13 protein-coding genes are annotated in these 15,978 nt (G+C 60.1%); 9 read left to right on the top strand and 4 right to left on the bottom strand.

What is annotated here, in order from left to right; translation table 11 throughout:
* Positions 1-530, bottom strand: a 530-nt coding sequence (locus U9R81_RS07415; RefSeq protein WP_322494860.1) for an alpha/beta fold hydrolase, incomplete at its 3' end; no start/stop codon positions are given.
* A gap of 129 nt (positions 531-659) precedes the next feature.
* Between U9R81_RS07415 and lon the strand changes: the two genes are divergently transcribed.
* Positions 660-3,092: an endopeptidase La gene (gene lon, locus U9R81_RS07410; RefSeq protein WP_322494859.1), complete on the top strand. Its 2,433-nt coding sequence runs from the start codon at positions 660-662 to the stop codon at positions 3,090-3,092.
* 21 nt (positions 3,093-3,113) lie between these two features.
* Here lon and U9R81_RS07405 read toward each other — a convergent pair whose 3' ends face one another.
* Together U9R81_RS07405 and U9R81_RS07400 are read right to left on the bottom strand one after the other, a co-directional pair.
* A complete protein-coding gene (locus U9R81_RS07405; protein ID WP_322494858.1) occupies positions 3,114-3,464 on the bottom strand; it encodes a DUF309 domain-containing protein in 351 nt (116 codons plus the stop codon).
* A gap of 3 nt (positions 3,465-3,467) precedes the next feature.
* Positions 3,468-4,571 carry a glycosyltransferase family 1 protein gene (locus tag U9R81_RS07400; RefSeq protein ID WP_322494857.1) on the bottom strand — a complete coding sequence of 368 codons (1,104 nt, stop codon included), beginning with the start codon at positions 4,569-4,571 and terminating at the stop codon, positions 3,468-3,470.
* 773 nt (positions 4,572-5,344) lie between these two features.
* On the opposite strand from U9R81_RS07400, the gene U9R81_RS07395 reads away from it, so the two are divergent.
* Positions 5,345-6,397: a CehA/McbA family metallohydrolase gene (locus U9R81_RS07395; RefSeq protein ID WP_322494856.1), complete on the top strand. Its 1,053-nt coding sequence runs from the start codon at positions 5,345-5,347 to the stop codon at positions 6,395-6,397.
* On the opposite strand, the gene U9R81_RS07390 is transcribed toward U9R81_RS07395, so the two are convergent.
* Positions 6,387-7,094 (bottom strand): metal-dependent transcriptional regulator, encoded by a 708-nt coding sequence (locus U9R81_RS07390; protein ID WP_322494855.1) that lies wholly within the window; start codon positions 7,092-7,094, stop codon positions 6,387-6,389. The genes U9R81_RS07395 and U9R81_RS07390 overlap by 11 nt on opposite strands.
* Before the next feature lie 171 nt (positions 7,095-7,265).
* On the opposite strand from U9R81_RS07390, the gene U9R81_RS07385 reads away from it, so the two are divergent.
* From U9R81_RS07385 to U9R81_RS07355, 7 genes are all read left to right on the top strand, one after another.
* Positions 7,266-8,042, top strand: coding sequence for an enoyl-CoA hydratase-related protein (locus tag U9R81_RS07385; protein ID WP_322494854.1), 777 nt, complete (start codon positions 7,266-7,268; stop codon positions 8,040-8,042).
* Positions 8,043-8,103: 61 nt separating this feature from the next.
* The gene (locus U9R81_RS07380) at positions 8,104-10,569 is read left to right on the top strand and encodes a PAS domain S-box protein (RefSeq protein ID WP_322494853.1); all 2,466 of its coding nucleotides are present in this window, start codon (positions 8,104-8,106) and stop codon (positions 10,567-10,569) included.
* Between the two features lie 62 nt (positions 10,570-10,631).
* Positions 10,632-11,882, top strand: a complete 1,251-nt coding sequence (locus tag U9R81_RS07375) for a M24 family metallopeptidase (RefSeq protein WP_322494852.1) — start codon at positions 10,632-10,634, stop codon at positions 11,880-11,882.
* A gap of 87 nt (positions 11,883-11,969) precedes the next feature.
* Complete coding sequence (locus U9R81_RS07370; RefSeq protein WP_322494851.1) at positions 11,970-13,322, top strand: MFS transporter; 1,353 nt, start codon at positions 11,970-11,972, stop codon at positions 13,320-13,322.
* A 68-nt stretch (positions 13,323-13,390) separates the two neighbouring features.
* A complete protein-coding gene (locus U9R81_RS07365) occupies positions 13,391-14,536 on the top strand; it encodes a glycosyltransferase (RefSeq protein ID WP_322494850.1) in 1,146 nt (381 codons plus the stop codon).
* Positions 14,537-14,647: 111 nt separating this feature from the next.
* On the top strand, positions 14,648-15,280 hold the full coding sequence (locus tag U9R81_RS07360) for a lipopolysaccharide biosynthesis protein (protein ID WP_322494849.1): 633 nt from the start codon (positions 14,648-14,650) through the stop codon (positions 15,278-15,280).
* Entirely contained in the window at positions 15,259-15,912 is a 654-nt protein-coding gene (locus U9R81_RS07355) for a YveK family protein (protein ID WP_322494848.1), read from the top strand. The genes U9R81_RS07360 and U9R81_RS07355 overlap by 22 nt, the downstream gene beginning before the upstream one ends.
* The last annotated feature ends 66 nt before the right edge of the window (positions 15,913-15,978 follow it).

The following is a 15,978-nucleotide window of genomic DNA, read 5'->3' as shown; positions in this document are numbered from 1 at the left end:
AGCCGCTGCGCCGCGCGCACCTCCGCCGATAAGCGTCGTTGCGACGCGAAGAGCGGCTGCGCCGCCCAATACTCGACAAACCATTCCAGCCCCTCACGCTCGATCCGTGCGGCCAGCGCCTCATCGCTCGCCAAGCGTGCCGCCCGTTCCACCGGATCGGCCAACCCCGGCGAGGCCCCGATCAACACCTGCCGCCTTACCCGTTCTGGCGCGCCGGCAGCCAAGAGCAGCCCGATCCGCCCGCCCATCGAATAGCCGCACAGATCAACCCGCGTGAAGCCGAGCTGATCGAGCAGCGCCAGCACATCGGCCACGCACTGCTCGATCGCATACCGCGCCGGATCGGCGGGAGCGTCACTCTGGCCATGCCCGATCAGATCAATCATCACCAACGTGTGGTGCGCAGCGAGGGCCAAAACCAGCGGTTGCCACGTCTGCCCGTTGCCGGTAAAGCCGTGCAACAACAGCAGCGGCGGCCCAGCGCCGGCTAGCTCGACGTGCAAGGTGAGATCGTTGAGCGAAATCTTCACTGGCTTCTTTCCCTCAACAACCAACGAACAACACCAAACCTGCCAGTATATGCTACACTGAACGCACAATCATGACAACGCGCAGGCGCACTGCCCCACCAATCTGCTAACCTGCGCAGGAGCGAGGCTATGACCACGACTCCGGCCAACGAACAATCGCCATCACCTGCTACCGGCGCAACGCCGGTCGAGCGGCCAGTACTTCCGTTGCTCGACAGTGTACTATTCCCGCAAATGCTGGCGCCACTGTTCGTCAATGATGAACGCGCAATCAATGCGGTAGAGCAAGCTGCCGCCAGCGATCGGGTTGTGCTGGCGGTTGCCGCCCGCGGCCCGACCGAAGATTTTTCGGTTGGGATGAACGACCTTTACTCGATCGGCGTTGAAGCGATTGTGCAACGGCTGCGTCGCCTACCTGACGGCACGTTGAGCGTGGTGCTCGAAGGCCGGCAACGGATGCAGATTATCAGCGTGGTAGCCGAACATCCGGCGCTGCGCGTGCTAGCCGCGCCGCTCGAAACGCCGCCGCTCGATGAAGATGCGGCGCTGATGGTCGAAGCCCTCAGCCGCACGATCTTGACCACATTCGAGAAGATCGTCCGCCTGTCGCGCAATTTGCCCGACGATGCCTACCTCACCGCGCTCAACAGCGCCGAACCCGGCGAGTTGGCTGACATTATTGCCGCCCTGCTGCCGATCTCAGTAGAAGAACGGCAAAAGATTCTGGAATTGGTTGATATCGAACAACGGCTGCGCCATCTCGAAATCTTGCTGACCAAAGAGCTCGATCTCCTCGAGCTCGAAAATCGCATTCATAGCCAAGTGCAGCAGGAGGTTGATCGCAGCCAGCGCGAGATGTTTCTGCGCGAGCAGTTGCGCGCTATCCAACGCGAACTCGGCCAAGAGGATCCATCGCGCCGCGAGATCGCTTTCTTGCGTGAACGCGCCGCTGCCGCCGGGTTGCCGGCCCATGCGATGGCCCGTTTTGAGGAGGAACTAGCCCGGCTCGATCTTATCTCGCCGATGTCACCCGAACACGGCATGCTGCGCACCTATCTCGATTGGCTGATTTCACTGCCGTGGAGTAACGCGAGCCCGGAGAATCGCGATTTGCGCGCAGCCGCAGCAGTGCTCGAACGCAACCACTACGGCTTGCGCAAAGTCAAAGATCGCATCCTTGAGTACATCGCCGTGCGCCAACTGGCCGGCCCCGCCCGCCGCGCGCCCATCCTCTGCTTCGTCGGCCCTCCCGGCGTCGGCAAGACCAGCCTCGGCCAAAGCATTGCCGAAGCATTAGGCCGCCGCTTCGTCCGCCTCAGCCTTGGCGGCGTGCATGACGAGGCGGAAATCCGCGGCCACCGCCGCACCTATATCGGCGCGTTGCCCGGACGCATTTTGCAGCGGATGAAGGTGGCCGGCACGATCAACCCGGTCTTTATGCTCGACGAGGTTGATAAGCTGGGCAGCGATTTTCGCGGCGATCCGTCAGCCGCCTTGCTTGAGGTGCTCGATCCCGAACAGAACAGCACCTTTAGCGATCACTATCTCGATCTGCCTTACGACCTCAGCCAGACCCTGTTCATCACCACGGCTAATGTCGCCGACGCTATCCCTGACGCACTGCTCGACCGTATGGAGCTGGTGGAGTTGCCGGGTTATACTGAGGATGAGAAGCTGCACATCGCTCGCCGCTTTCTCATTCCGCGCCAAATGACCGATAGCGGCCTGCCGCCGGCGACGATCCGGTTCGGGAATGAAACGATTCACGCGATTATCCGCAACTACACTTACGAAGCCGGCGTGCGCAATCTGGAACGTGAGATTAGCGCAATCTGCCGCAAGATCGCGCGCCGCATCGCCGAGGGTAAACGCTACCAGCGCCAAATCACGCCACGGGCCTTGCCCAAACTGCTCGGCCCGCCCCGCTTCGAGATTGGCAAAATTGATCCGCGCGATCAGGTAGGAGTGGCGGTTGGGATGGTCTACACTAGCGCTGGCGGCGACATTATGCCGGTGGAAGTGGTATTGATGGACGGCAAAGGTAATCTGCTGCTCACCGGCCAGCTCGGCGAGGTGATGCAAGAGTCGGCGCAGGCGGCACTCTCGTTTGCCCGCGCCAACGCTGCTCGATTAGGCATTGAGGGCCGCCACTTCGATAAGCTCGATGTTCACGTCCACGTTCCCGAAGGCGCTACCCCGAAAGATGGCCCTTCGGCGGGTGTGACCATCGCGACTGCCTTGATCTCGGCGCTAACCGGGCGCACGGTGCGTCACGATATTGCGATGACCGGCGAGATTACGCTGCACGGGAGGATTTTGCCGATCGGCGGCGTCAAGGAAAAGGTGCTTGGCGCGTACCGGGCCGGCATTCGCCAGATCATTTTGCCCAAGCGCAACGAGCACGATCTGGCCGAGATTCCAGCCGTCTTGCGCCGGCAATTGACCATCCACCTAATCGAACGGATCGAACAGGCGCTCGATCTCGTTCTCGGCCCGCCGCCGCCGAAAGAGCCGCGCCGCGCGCCGCGCGTCATCCCGCGCCGGATTGACGATGACGATTAAATGGGCTGGGGCATAGCGGCGCTATGCCCCTACACGTGGCCGTTCCCCGCGTTCCGGATCAGCCGCGGTGTCCGCCATCGCCGTTGCCAACGCCGCCAAATCGACCCCGCGGTACACCGCCGGCAACTGCGCCAGCCGGCGCTGCGCCTTGGCCCAATTGAGCTGCAAGCCGCGCCGGTTGCCCTGCCGCCACTTCACCAGCGCCGCCGCGATCTGGATCAAGGCCTTGTAAAACTCGGCCTCTATCCCCTGCGCTGCCCGCCAGCAGATTTCCCATTGCTCGTGGGCATGCCAATACTCGCCGGCGTTGAAGAGCTGTATGCCAGCCAGAAAGGGATCGGGCGCTAGAGTTTGGTCAGTTGTATGTTCCATTGCTCATTCCGCTATCAATGCCTCAAGCGTCCGCCGCGCGCACGCCTCCCACGTAAACTGGCGCGCGCGCACTAAACCGCGCCGCCGTAGATCAGCGCGCAGGGCTGCATCATCATGCATGCGCATGATGGCAGCGGCAATTGCATGCGGATCGAGCGGGTCAACCAGCAGCGCCGCATCGCCGGCCACTTCCGGCAGCGACGAGATCGTGCTGGTAATGACCGGCGCGCCGCATGCCATCGCCTCCAGCACCGGGATGCCAAAGCCTTCGTACAGCGATGGAAAGACAAACGCCAACGCACCGGCCAGCAACACGGGCAGATCGGCATCGGCGACATAACCGGTAAAACGCACCCGATCGGCAATCCCCAACTCGCTGGCCCGCCGTTCGATCGGTTCGCTCAGCCAGCCGCGCTTGCCGGCCAGCACCAGATCCAGATCGTAACCGGCGGCCAATACCGTCGCCAGCGCCTCAATCACTCGCGCCAGATTCTTGCGCGGCTGCACCGTCCCGATGTACAAGAGGTACGGACGTTGCGCCAAGCCATAGCGCGCGCGCACATCCGTAACCCAGTGCGGATCGGTTGGCGGCCCAAAATCCGCACTCAAACCGAGATGCGTGACGGTAATCCGGTCAGGGTTAACGCCGTACCAATTGACTAGATCGCGCTTGGTAGCGTGAGAAATGGCCAGCACCCGCCGGGCCGCATACAAGCTCCACCGCGTCGTCACTTCGAGTTCGAGCCGCCGGCGCGCCGTATGCGCTTCTGGAAAGACCCGATAGCCCACATCGTGAATGGTCACCACCGTTGGCGGATGGAGCAGCGGCACGACATGCGCCGGCACAAACAACACCCGCGAGCGAGCGCGCCAACTAGCCGGCCCCAGCCGCAGATGCGTCCACAGCCGCGGCAAGCGCAGATCGCGCACCTGCGCCCGCGAGCTCAGCGGCGGCAACCGCTCGCGCCCGCCGTTGATATAGAGGCGAAATTGCACCTCAGCCGGCGCGATCCGGTCTAAGGCCGCAATCACCTCGTAACTGTAGCGTTCGGTGCCGGTGCGTTGCGCCACCGTTGCCCGGCTGGCATCGATGTCAATGGTGATCATACGCGAGTATAGTAGCATATCTGGAGCAATGGAAAGGTTTGGCAAGCACGCCCCCGCTCCTATCCATTCAAGTACGGGCAGAACACTTGAGCGTAACGGGGTTGGGGGATACCACGAAGAGACACCAATCAGCAACCTCAGGTTTTTTGTGCCTTTTGTGTGTTTTCGTGGCGCTTGTTTTCCCCTCATCCCCAGCCCCGCTCCCACTGCGCGGGAGAGGGGCGCTGCTGTGTTCCGCTCCAACCATGCCTCACCCGCCCATTGCGCGGCTCCCCCTCGCTCGCCGTCAGGCGGGAGAGGGGGCCGGGGGGTGAGGGAGGCAACGCCAAGCCGCACAGCGAGCAACGGCGCAGCGGGTTCAACCGCAAAGGCGCGCAGGGTGCGCAACGGGGTTTGGGGATAGGCACGAAGAGACACAAACCAGCAACCTCAGGTTTTTTTATGCCTTTTGTGTGTTTTCGTGGCGCTTGTTTTCCCCGCCCCTCTTGTCATTGCGAATCGCCGCGTAGGGGCAATGCGCTACATTGCCCCGCCCCTTCTGTCATTGCGAGCCGAGCGAAGCGAGGCGAAGCAATCGCCCCCGACAGCGGGAAGAGACCCCTCACCCATCCCCTCTGCTGAAACAGGCGATTGCTTCGGGCGCTCCGAGCCCCGCGCAATGACAGCCAGCACCCGACTCTTGCCCAACATTTGACATCCACGCATCGCTGGTGTCGCTTTGCGGCTATACTATCTACAACAGCCGCGTATCGATGTTACGAGCGGAGTACGCTATGAACTATCCCTTCATCTACCCCGGCGCCATCCACGTGCATACCACCTACTCGGACGGATCGGCCACTTTTCCGCACCTGATTGCCGCTGCCCGTGAGGCTGGCCTGCGCTGGGTGATTGTCACTGACCACGACACTCTCGAAGGCTTGCCCTTCGCCGGCTGGCACGACGATGTGTTAGTCATTGTCGGCTATGAAATCACCCCTGATCACAACCACTTCCTCGCCCTCAACGTTGACACGGTGATTAGCAACGAACTGCCGCCGCAACAGTTCATTGATGAAGTGTACGACCGCGGCGGCTTCGGCATTATCGCCCATCCCGACGAGCGAATCCGCAATTCGTTCAAGGATATTTACCGGTGGGATGACTGGACGATTGATGGGCCAAGCCAGCGCAAAGGGCGCGTCGTTGGGCTTGAGTTGTGGAATTTGATGAGCGATTGGGGCGAGCGCCTGACCGAACGCAATAAACTGGCGCTGGTGCTCAACCCGCGCTTGGGTCTAAACGGGCCGACGCTGGCGACCTTGTGGTGGTGGGATCGGCTGAATATGGCTGGCCGGCGCACCTTCGGCATCGGCGGCGTCGATGCCCACGGCTTCAAACGCCAAGCGCCATGGGGCGAAATCGAAGTCTTTCCCTACCCGTGGATCTTCCGCACCCTCACTAACTACATTTTGCTCGCCGAACCGCTCAGCAGTGATGCGAAAGAGGCAACCAATCAGGTCTACGCTGCGTTAACCGCCGGACGTTGTTACTTTGCCAACCGGCTTGATGGCGAAGCGCCATCGATCGTCTTTCGTCTTAGCCGGCCCGGTGAAACGGCGGAAATGGGCGATACAATCAGTCTTGCCGGCGGGCCGCTGTTGGTCGAGGTTGACGTTGGCGCCAATGCCTACGCCCGCTTAATCGTCAACGGCGAAGTTATGACCAGCGGCATCCGCCGCATCCGCCAAACCGTTGACGACGACGGCATCTACCGCGTGGAAGCGTATTGGGGCGGCAAACCGTGGCTCTTTACCAACCCGATCTTCGTGACCGCTACGCCGTAACCGCCGGCTCCTCGGCCTCAACTTCGATCGTGCGGGCCAAGCGCCGATCGAGCGGCACCGGGTCGGCATCGCAAATCTGCACCGTCAACGGCCCGTCAAACGGCGCACTGGCCGTCACCACCACCCGCGCGCCGGGCACAAGACCGAGATCGGCCAGATAACGCAGCCGCTCAGCGGCCTGATCACGCACCCGCGCAATCCGCGCCGGTTGGTGGAGCGGCAGATCGGCCAGCCGGATGGCGCGGGTGGTAGGCAAGGCCCCATCGACGCCGGGGATCGGGTCGCCATGCGGATCAAAATCCGGGTAGCCCAACCGTTCGGCGATCCGCGCCTCGAGCTTCTCGCTAATGTGGTGTTCGAGCCGCTCGGCCTCTTCATGCACCTCGTCCCAACTATAACCGAGCGCCTCGACGAGGTAGAGTTCGAGCAAGCGATGATGCCGGATCACCTCCAACGCAATCCGCTCGCCGGCTGGTGACAGCACCACGCCTTGATAGGGCGTATGCTGCACCAGATTCATCTCGGCCAGCTTCTTGATCATCCCAGTAACCGATGCTGGGCGCGACCCGCGCTGCTCGCCGAGCATTGTCGTCGTCACCGCACCGACCTGCTGTTGCAGCAAATAGATCGCTTTCAGATAATCTTCAATGGCCGGCGTAATCCGGTTGGACAGATTGGCATCTTCGACAGGGGTCAAGGCGCGTCTCCTTCTGGCGGCGCGAAACCCGATTTTGCTGGCTTCAATGTACCATAGAGCGGCTATTTCCTGCAACGGGCGTGGTACAATCGGGTTACGATAGGTAACGTAATGATAGTGCATTGTAATGTCGTTACGTACGCACCGCTGCACATATAAGGAGCGACTGTCATGAGCGACGAACCATTGGTCATCAGCTCGGTCGAAGGCCCTATCGCTATCCTGACTCTCAACCGGCCACAGGCGCTCAACGCCCTCAGCCCAGCGCTCATCGATAATCTCATTCGCCATCTCGAGATGTATGACGCCGATGACTTGATCCGGGCCATCATCATCACTGGGGCCGGGCGGGCGTTCGCTGCCGGCGCCGACATCAAGGCAATGGCCAACGCCACCCCGATCGAGATGCTCACCAGCGGCATGATTGCCCGTTGGGCCAGAATTGCGGCCATCCGCAAACCGGTGATTGCCGCCGTTAATGGCTACGCACTCGGCGGCGGCTGCGAGCTGGCGATGATGTGCGACATCATTTTGGCCAGCGAGACGGCCCAATTCGGCCAACCTGAAATCAATATCGGCATCATTCCCGGCGCCGGCGGCACCCAACGCCTTACCCGCGCCCTCGGCCCCTACCGCGCCATGGAGATGGTCTTGACTGGCGCCACGATCAGCGCCCACGAGGCCGCCGCACATGGATTAGTGAACCGGGTCTGCCCGCCGGAAACCCTGCTCGACGAAGCGCGCCGCGTGGCGCAGACGATCGCCGCCAAATCGCCGCTGGCTGTGCAATTGGCCAAAGAGGCGGTACGCGCCGCCGCCGAAACCACCGTGCGCGAAGGGTTGGCGATTGAATTGCGCAATTTCTACCTCCTCTTCGCCAGCGAGGATCAGAAAGAGGGTATGCGCGCCTTTATCGAAAAACGCGCCCCCAACTTTAGCGGGCGGTAACGAATTCAGGGCGGCCAACCAACCGGATCGACCCTTCCGCAATGCTCATAAGGACACAGTTATGGATATACACGAGCGATTGCGATCTCTCGAACGCGAAAACGCCATCTTACGCCAACAGCTCTCAATCCTCCGCGCGCAGTTTACCGCGAGTTTGGCCGCTCATGAGTTGCCGTTCGATATGGTCTTCCACCAATTGCCCATCCCAATGGTGTTGTTTGCGCCTGATGGGCTGTCAGTGGCAATGAATCGGGCCAATGAACAATTGGTGGCAACACCGATCGATCAAGTCGTCGGGCGCTACAACATTTACAACGATCCGGCGGCCCAGAAGCGCGGCTTTGTCGCCGCCTTCGAGGCCGCCCGCCGCGGCCAAATCGCCGCAATGCCGCCCACTCCCTACGATACTGCCGAAGCCGAGATCGAAGGCCGGGTTGTTGATCAACAATTTTGGGCAGAAACAACCTATTTTCCGATCTACGATCACATGCACCGGCTGGTGCTGATCGGCGAAATGAACCGTGACGTGACCGATTGGGTGCGGATCCGCGACGAAGAACAACGCCTTACCGCCGAACTGTACGAACGCGAACGGCGCTTTGCCGCGCTGTTTGATCAACTGAGCATTGGGATTGTGGTGATTGAAGAGAGTGGCCGGATTGTCGATTGCAACCAAGCCATTGCGACGATGTTGGGATTTGAACGCGACGAGCTGATCGGCACGATAATCATGCATCGCACCCATCCCGATGATCGCAATACCGATCTGCTGCTGTGGGAAGAATTACTCGACGGCAAACGCGATAGCTATACGGTCGAAAAGCGGTACCTGCATAAAGATGGCCATATTGTGTACGGTCGCATGACCTGTTCGGCGGTGCGCGACAAAGAGGACAAGATCACGTTTCTCGTCCGCTTGATCGAAGATATTTCCGCCCAACGCACTGCCGAGGCTGCGGTTGAAACCAGCCGTCGCCTGCTGCAAGACATTATCAACCAGATACCAGCACTGATCTTTGTTAAAGATGCCGAAGGGCACTATCTGATGGTGAACGAGCGCTTAGCCGCCTTTGCCGGCTATGAACCGCAGGCAATGATCGGCAAAGGAGACGACGAACTCTTCGCGCCGGCCTTGGCCGACTACTACCGCTCGTTCGACCGTGAGGTCTTGCTTCATCGCCGCCCGATTCAACGCGATGACGATCGTTGGACGGCTGATGGGCTGACAGCGTTTACCACTATCAAATTTCCACTGTTCGATCACGAAGGGAAGATCTACGGCATTGCCGGGATTGCGATCGATATCACCGAACGGCGCCGGATGGAGCGCGAACGCGAGCGGATCGAGCAGCAACTCCGAGAGACCCAACGGCTTGAGAGCTTAGGCGTCATGGCCGGCGGGATTGCTCATGATTTCAATAATCTGCTCGTCGGCGTGTTAGGCAACGTATCGCTCGCCCTCAACGAACTACCCGACGATCACCCTGCCTATCCATTGCTGGCGCAAATCGAGCAAGCCGCGTTGCGGGCCAGCGAGCTCACCAATCAATTATTGACCTACACTGGCCGCCACCAACCCGACATGCAACGGCTTGAACTGAGCCGGGTCGTGGAAGAGATGCAAACATTGCTGCACAGTATCTTACCCAGACGGGTTGATCTGATCATCCAAACCTCCCCAACTCCATTACCAATCGAAGGCAACATTGCCCAAATCCGGCAGGTATTGTTGAATCTGGCCATCAACGGCGCAGAAGCCATTACCGGTAACGGCACCGTCACCATTATGACTGAGGCGCGTGATGTCAGCGCCGATGAGATGGCCACCATGCAGATTGGCGCTGATCAGCCACCCGGACGTTACGCCGCGCTGATTGTCAAAGACACCGGCCATGGAATGGACGAAGTCACCAAAGCGCGCATTTTCGATCCGTTTTTCAGCACCAAATTTACCGGTCGCGGTCTTGGCTTGGCGGCGGTGAATGGCATTGTGCGCACCCACCGCGGTATGCTACACATTGACACCGAACCGAATCAGGGCACAACCTTTACCGTCTTTTGGCCAATGACGACCCTTTCTGATACCATCTCAACGACACCACCAGAGTCGCAACCGATCCAAGCAGTGGTTGAACAGCCTTTGGCCCAACATGAACAATCGGCCTTGGTCGTTGATGATGAACCTGATGTACGGATGGTCGCGCAACGGATGTTGCGCCGGCTAGGATTTATCGTCTACGAAGCCGCCAGTAGCGCCGAGGCGCAACAAGTGCTCGAACAGCACGGCCACCAATTGGCCTTAGCCCTCATCGACTTGAGCATGCCGGGCCAAACGGGTGATGAGCTGGCGACCGAGATCCTCAGTCGCTATCCTTCCTTGCGGATCATTCTGATGAGTGGCTTCTCTCAACAAGAATTACCGGCTCATTTGCGAGCGAGCAGTATGGTCTCTTTTTTGGCTAAGCCGTTTACGTTAAGCTCACTCATTACGACAGTGACAGCAGCACTTTCATCGCGTGCGTTATAATAGTCGAGATTCAGGTTAGCGATGACCCACCCCGGCGCTGTGTGGAAAGACGATTTTGCGCTATGATCATCACCCCCGTTGTGACTTCACTCCGCGCGCAGATCGATTTGCGCGCGCAATGGCTAGCCGAACGCTTGACGCTGCTGTTACCCGAACTGATGGAACGCGCCCAGATCGATCTGTGGATTGTGACTGCCCGTGAATACAATGAAGACCTCGTCATCATGACGTTGCTGCCAGCGCCGGCGATGAATGCCCGTCGCCGTACGACTCTGCTCTTTGCCCGTTGCCCTGACGGCACGGTCGAGCAACTGACGCTTGATCGCTACGGCTATGGCGATCGCTACCAGCAGGCTTGGAGTCCTGACACCGAGTCACAAGATGACTGCCTAGCCCGCCTCGTCGCCGAGTATGATCCGCAGCGGATTGGGATTAACATGTCCCAGACCTTTGCGTTTGCTGATGGCCTGACCTACACTGAATACCAACGTCTCTGCGCCGCCCTTGGCCCTCGCTACGCCGAACGTTGCGTCAGTGCCGAAGCGATTGTCATCGGTTGGCTCGAACGCCGTATTCCAGCCGAATTAGCGGTCTACCCGGAATTGGTTGCGCTTGGTCATCGGATCATCGCCGCCGCATTTTCGCGCGCCGTGATCACACCTGGCGTCACCACGACCGATGATGTCGTGTGGTGGCTGCGTCAAACGATGCACGAGGCCGGCGTGCAGGCTTGGTTCCAACCAACGGTCAGCATCCAAGCTCGCGGTATGCCATTTGACGCCCCGCCAACCCGCAACCGGATCTGGCCCGGCGATTTGCTCCATTGTGATGTTGGCTTTTGCCACCTTGGCCTCTGTACCGACCAACAACAGCATGCGTATGTGGTAGCGCGCGATGAAACGGCGCCGCCGGCGGGGCTTGTCGCCGCGTTAGCCCAAGCGAACCGGTTGCAAGATATCCTGTTAGACGAGATGCAGGTTGGGCGCACCGGCAATCAGGTGTTAGCATCAGCCCGTACGCGCGCGTTGGCTGAAGGTTTGCAACCTTCGATCTATTCGCATCCGCTTGGCTACCATGGCCATGCTGCCGGGCCAACGATTGGATTGTGGGATCGCCAAGAAGGGGTGCCCGGCGCTGGCGATTACCCGCTGTACGACGAGACTGTTTACTCGATCGAATTGAATAATGTGGCGCTTGTGCCCGAATGGGGCAATCAACCGGTACGCATTGCCCTCGAAGAAGATGCTGCGCTGACCGGGGGCGCTATGGTATGGTTGCATGGTCGGCAAACACAATTGCACGTGATCGAATAACGAAGGGTTCAGAGCAGGCATTGCTATAACGGCGGTGCTCTTCCACTCTTTATCCGCTATCTCTTGATCAGCGATGAAGGAGGTCGCATGACTTCGGTGGCCGTGCCCGAAACCGATACCCGCCGCGCGATTATGACCGTGTTGTTCGTGGGCGTCTTTATGTCGGCGCTCGACTCGGCGATCATTGGCCCAATCGTGCCGGCGTTGCGAGCAGCATTTGCGATTGACAACACCCAAGTGGTGTTGGTCTCGATTATCTTTACCCTCTGTTCGCTGAGCAGCACGACGTTGATGGCCAGTCTCAGCGATCGCTACGGACGTCGCAGTGTCTACCTGCTGAATGTCTTTGGCTTTGCCATCGGTTCGCTGATGATCGCGCTGGCATCCGATCTGACGATGGTGTTGCTAGGACGCGCCGTGCAAGGCGTCTGCGCCGGCGGCATTACCCCCACCGCCAGCGCCGTGATCGGTGATGTGCTGCCCTCGGCAGAACGGGCCAAGGCGCTGGGCTTAATTGGCGCGACTTCGGGGATGGCCTTTCTCGTTGGGCCGGTCATGGCGTCATTGATACTGGCCGTCGCCGATTGGCACTGGATCTTTTTACTCAATTTGCCGGTCGCCGCGGTGGTCATTTTCCTCGGATGGCGCGCCTTGCCCCGCTCGACTGCCCATCACGAAGCGGCTAATGGCGTTTTCGACTGGCAAGGGCTGGTGTTGCTGGTGCTGATCTTGGTCAGCACCACGCTCGGCATTAACCAATTGCTCGATCGCATCTTTGGGTTGACCCTCTGGCCATGGCTCTTCCTGTTGGTGGCGGTGCTGACTCCTGTGCTGGCATGGCGCGAAACGCGCGCACCGGCTCCCCTGCTGCCGCCGCGACTCTTTACCAACCGCCAATTGCAAGTCGTCTATCTGCTCGCCGTCGGTTCCGGCATCTCGATGGGCAGCATTATCTTCATTACCTCGGTCGCGGTAAACTTTGGCGTGCCAATCAGCCAAGCCGGCTTTTTCCTGCTGCCGCTGGTCTTCCTTGCCTCGGTGACATCGGTGTTCGCCGGACGGTGGTTGCCGCGGATCGGCGGACGGATGACGATGGTGATCGGCTATAGCCAATTGACGGTCGGCACTGCTCTGCTGGGCCTGCCGCAAGCGCCATTCTGGCTGTTTGTGGTCGCTACCCTGATTATGGGCAGCGGCTTGGGCATTGTGGTCGGCGGCGCGTTACGCGCCTTGGTGCTGGAAGAGGTGGCCGCCACCGACCGCGGCGTGGCCCAGAGCGTGATTAACATCACGATTAGTATTGGCACACTGATCGCCGTGGCGCTCATGGCCAGCATCGCCGACAGCTTTGACTTTCCAACCGCTTACCTTGTCTGCGCCGGCGCAATGGCGCTGATGACCGTGATTAGCCTCGGACTCCATCGCCAATACAGCAAGTAAACGCAGTGGCGTGAATGTGCTATCCTATCCGGCAGTGGCATCAAGCCGGATAGGATTAGGTATTGGCTATGCGGGTCGCGCTAGTACACGATTATCTGAACCAATATGGCGGCGCCGAGCGCGTGCTCGAAGCGCTGCACGCGCTCTTTCCGGCAGCGCCGGTCTATACGTCGATCTTTGATCCGGCAGCCATGCCGGCTGCTTACCAACAATGGGATATTCGCACCTCGTTTATGCAGCGCTTGCCGGCATGGCGCACCCAGTTCCGCCGCTATGTGCCGCTGTATCCCGCCGCTTTCGAGCAGTTCGATCTGCGCGACTATGATCTGATTATCAGCAGCTCAAGCGCCTTCGCCAAAGGGATCATCCCCCGACCGGGAGCGTTGCATATTTGCTATTGCCACACTCCCATGCGCTTTGCATGGCGCACCGGCGATTATGTCGCTCGTGAACAGATTAGCGGCCTTCAAGCACGCTTGTTGCCGTTTCTACTCAACTATTTGCGCATGTGGGACACCACCAGCGCCAATCGGGTTGATCTCTTTATCGCCAATTCGCGCGAGGTCGCCGGACGGATTGCCCGCTACTACCGCCGACCGGCGATGGTGATTCCACCACCAGTCGATCTGCCGCCCTACCAGCCAAGCCAACCCGAAGACTTCTACCTCGCCGGTGGCCGGCTCATCCCCTACAAGCGGCTAGAATTAGCGATCGAGGCCTTCAACCATCTGCGTCTGCCGCTCAAGATTTTTGGTGATGGCCGCGATCGGGCGCGACTCAAACGGATGGCTGGCCCCACCATCGAGTTCTTGGGTTGGGTGGATGAAGCGACCCGGCTCGACCTGTTCGCCCGCTGCCGCGCCTTTATCTTCCCCGGCGAAGAAGATTTTGGCATTACTCCGCTGGAAGTGCTGGCCGTTGGCCGGCCCGTGATTGCCTTCGCTGCCGGCGGCGCGCTCGAGACGTTGATCGAAGGCGTGACCGGACGCTTCTTCTATCAGCCGGCCGCCGCTGCACTGGCCGCCGCTGTCGCCCTATCGCGCACCGATCCAGTCGACTCGCTCGCTCTGCGCCGGCACGCCGAACGGTTTAGTCGCGAGCGTTTCCTCACCGCGATACGCTCTTTTATCGATGAGGCATTGGCGGCCCACCGCGCCGGACGCCTGCTTGAGTTTGAGCAGAGCCTGTATCGCCAAACCGTAGCGGCGATGTGACGAGCAACGCACCAGCCTAAAGTATAGTAAGATGTGCAAAGAACAGAGACGTTGCCCGACAACCTCTCGGCGTTCCTCTGAAATCTCGCGCGAGGTACTACTAGCGACACTATGGAACTTATCACTCTCATTGGTATCGCTCGCCGGTTTTGGCTGCTTATCCTGCTGCCGGCACTCATTGCCGGCGGGTTGAGTCTCTGGTTCGATCTCCAACAACCGCCGCGCTACGCTGCTACCGCGCGCCTGCTGATCACCTATCCGGTTATCGGGGCCGAAGATACGATCGAAAATTGGCAAATGACCGAGTTTCTGATCGATGACCTCCCGCAGGTCTTGAGCAGCGCAGCTTTCGCCGCCAAGGTAGAGCCGCTGCTCGCGGCCCGCAACATCATCCTCAGCACTGCCGACATTCAGCAGGGGCTACGGATGACACCGCTCCACCGCGCCGTCGATCTGCGGGGTGAAGCATCATCGCCAGCAGCCGCACAGGCGTTGGCGGAAGCGGCCATTACCGTGTTGCAGAATGATGGCCTCGCCTTCTGGGGCCGGGCCGGTACTCGCCTCAACGTCGTGGTGCTCGATGGGGTTAGCGATCCGCAGCCGATCGGGTCACGGCGCGCAATCGTGTTCGATGCCGCCCTCCGCGCCGCGTTGGGCTTGGTTGCCGGGTTTGCACTCGCGGTTGTCGCCGCTGGGCTGCGCCCAGTTAAAGGGGAACGTTTATGGAAATCCGCGACTATGTGAACGTGCTGTTCAAGCGCTGGTGGGTGATTGCCCTCACCGTAATCGCAGCGGTGGTTAGCGCGTATGCGATCAGCAAGTTGCTGCCGCAAACCTTCCGCTCGCAGGCGGTCTATCTGGCGCTGGCGAATCAAGCCGACAACGGCCTCAACATTGTACTGCGCAACTCGATGAACAGCTACCGCGAGCTGGTGATGCAACCGAGCGTACTCGACCAGATCAGCCAGCAAATTGGCCTCGACATCAGCGGCGAACGCCTAATGCGCGATGTCAATATTCAACCGCGCCCTGACGAGCAGAAGATTGTGATCGAGGTCGATCTGCCCCGCCTCGATCAATCGCAGGCGCTGGCCGACGCCGTCGGCGAGCGCATCGTCGCCGAAGTCAACCGCATCAACGCCACCCTCGAAGGCACTGCCCGCATCAACGTGACCCGCATCCAGCCCGCCCGGCTGGTCGAAATCCGGCCCAATACCCGGATTAACATGCTGGCCGGCGCGATCCTTGGGTTAGTGGTAGGCGTACTGCTGGCGTTTGTGCTCGAATACCTCGACGACACGCTCAAAACGCCAGAGGATGTGGAACGCTTTGTCGGCCTGCCGACCCTAGGGGCAATTCCGCTGGCCGAGAAGTGAGTTTATGTTCAGGTGAAGGGCGGCACGCTACTTGCTGCGCCGCCCACCGCTTCGCGCCTTCGCGTT

It is taken from the genome of Chloroflexus sp., assembly GCF_034435895.1.
Classification (GTDB): Bacteria; Chloroflexota; Chloroflexia; order Chloroflexales; family Chloroflexaceae; genus Chloroflexus.
The sequence above is the reverse complement of the archived record's forward strand: the minus strand, read 5'-3'. Positions and strand labels throughout refer to the sequence as shown.

What these genes read in the sequence shown, in the direction of transcription:
- lon (WP_322494859.1), top strand. Translation starts at nt 660, where the DNA reads ATGACCACGACTCCGGCCAACGAACAATCGCCATCACCTGCTACCGGC.
- U9R81_RS07405 (WP_322494858.1), bottom strand. Translation starts at nt 3,464, where the DNA reads ATGGAACATACAACTGACCAAACTCTAGCGCCCGATCCCTTTCTGGCT.
- U9R81_RS07400 (WP_322494857.1), bottom strand. Translation starts at nt 4,571, where the DNA reads ATGATCACCATTGACATCGATGCCAGCCGGGCAACGGTGGCGCAACGC.
- U9R81_RS07395 (WP_322494856.1), top strand. Translation starts at nt 5,345, where the DNA reads ATGAACTATCCCTTCATCTACCCCGGCGCCATCCACGTGCATACCACC.
- U9R81_RS07385 (WP_322494854.1), top strand. Translation starts at nt 7,266, where the DNA reads ATGAGCGACGAACCATTGGTCATCAGCTCGGTCGAAGGCCCTATCGCT.
- U9R81_RS07380 (WP_322494853.1), top strand. Translation starts at nt 8,104, where the DNA reads ATGGATATACACGAGCGATTGCGATCTCTCGAACGCGAAAACGCCATC.
- U9R81_RS07375 (WP_322494852.1), top strand. Translation starts at nt 10,632, where the DNA reads ATGATCATCACCCCCGTTGTGACTTCACTCCGCGCGCAGATCGATTTG.
- U9R81_RS07370 (WP_322494851.1), top strand. Translation starts at nt 11,970, where the DNA reads ATGACTTCGGTGGCCGTGCCCGAAACCGATACCCGCCGCGCGATTATG.
- U9R81_RS07365 (WP_322494850.1), top strand. Translation starts at nt 13,391, where the DNA reads ATGCGGGTCGCGCTAGTACACGATTATCTGAACCAATATGGCGGCGCC.
- U9R81_RS07360 (WP_322494849.1), top strand. Translation starts at nt 14,648, where the DNA reads ATGGAACTTATCACTCTCATTGGTATCGCTCGCCGGTTTTGGCTGCTT.
- U9R81_RS07355 (WP_322494848.1), top strand. Translation starts at nt 15,259, where the DNA reads ATGGAAATCCGCGACTATGTGAACGTGCTGTTCAAGCGCTGGTGGGTG.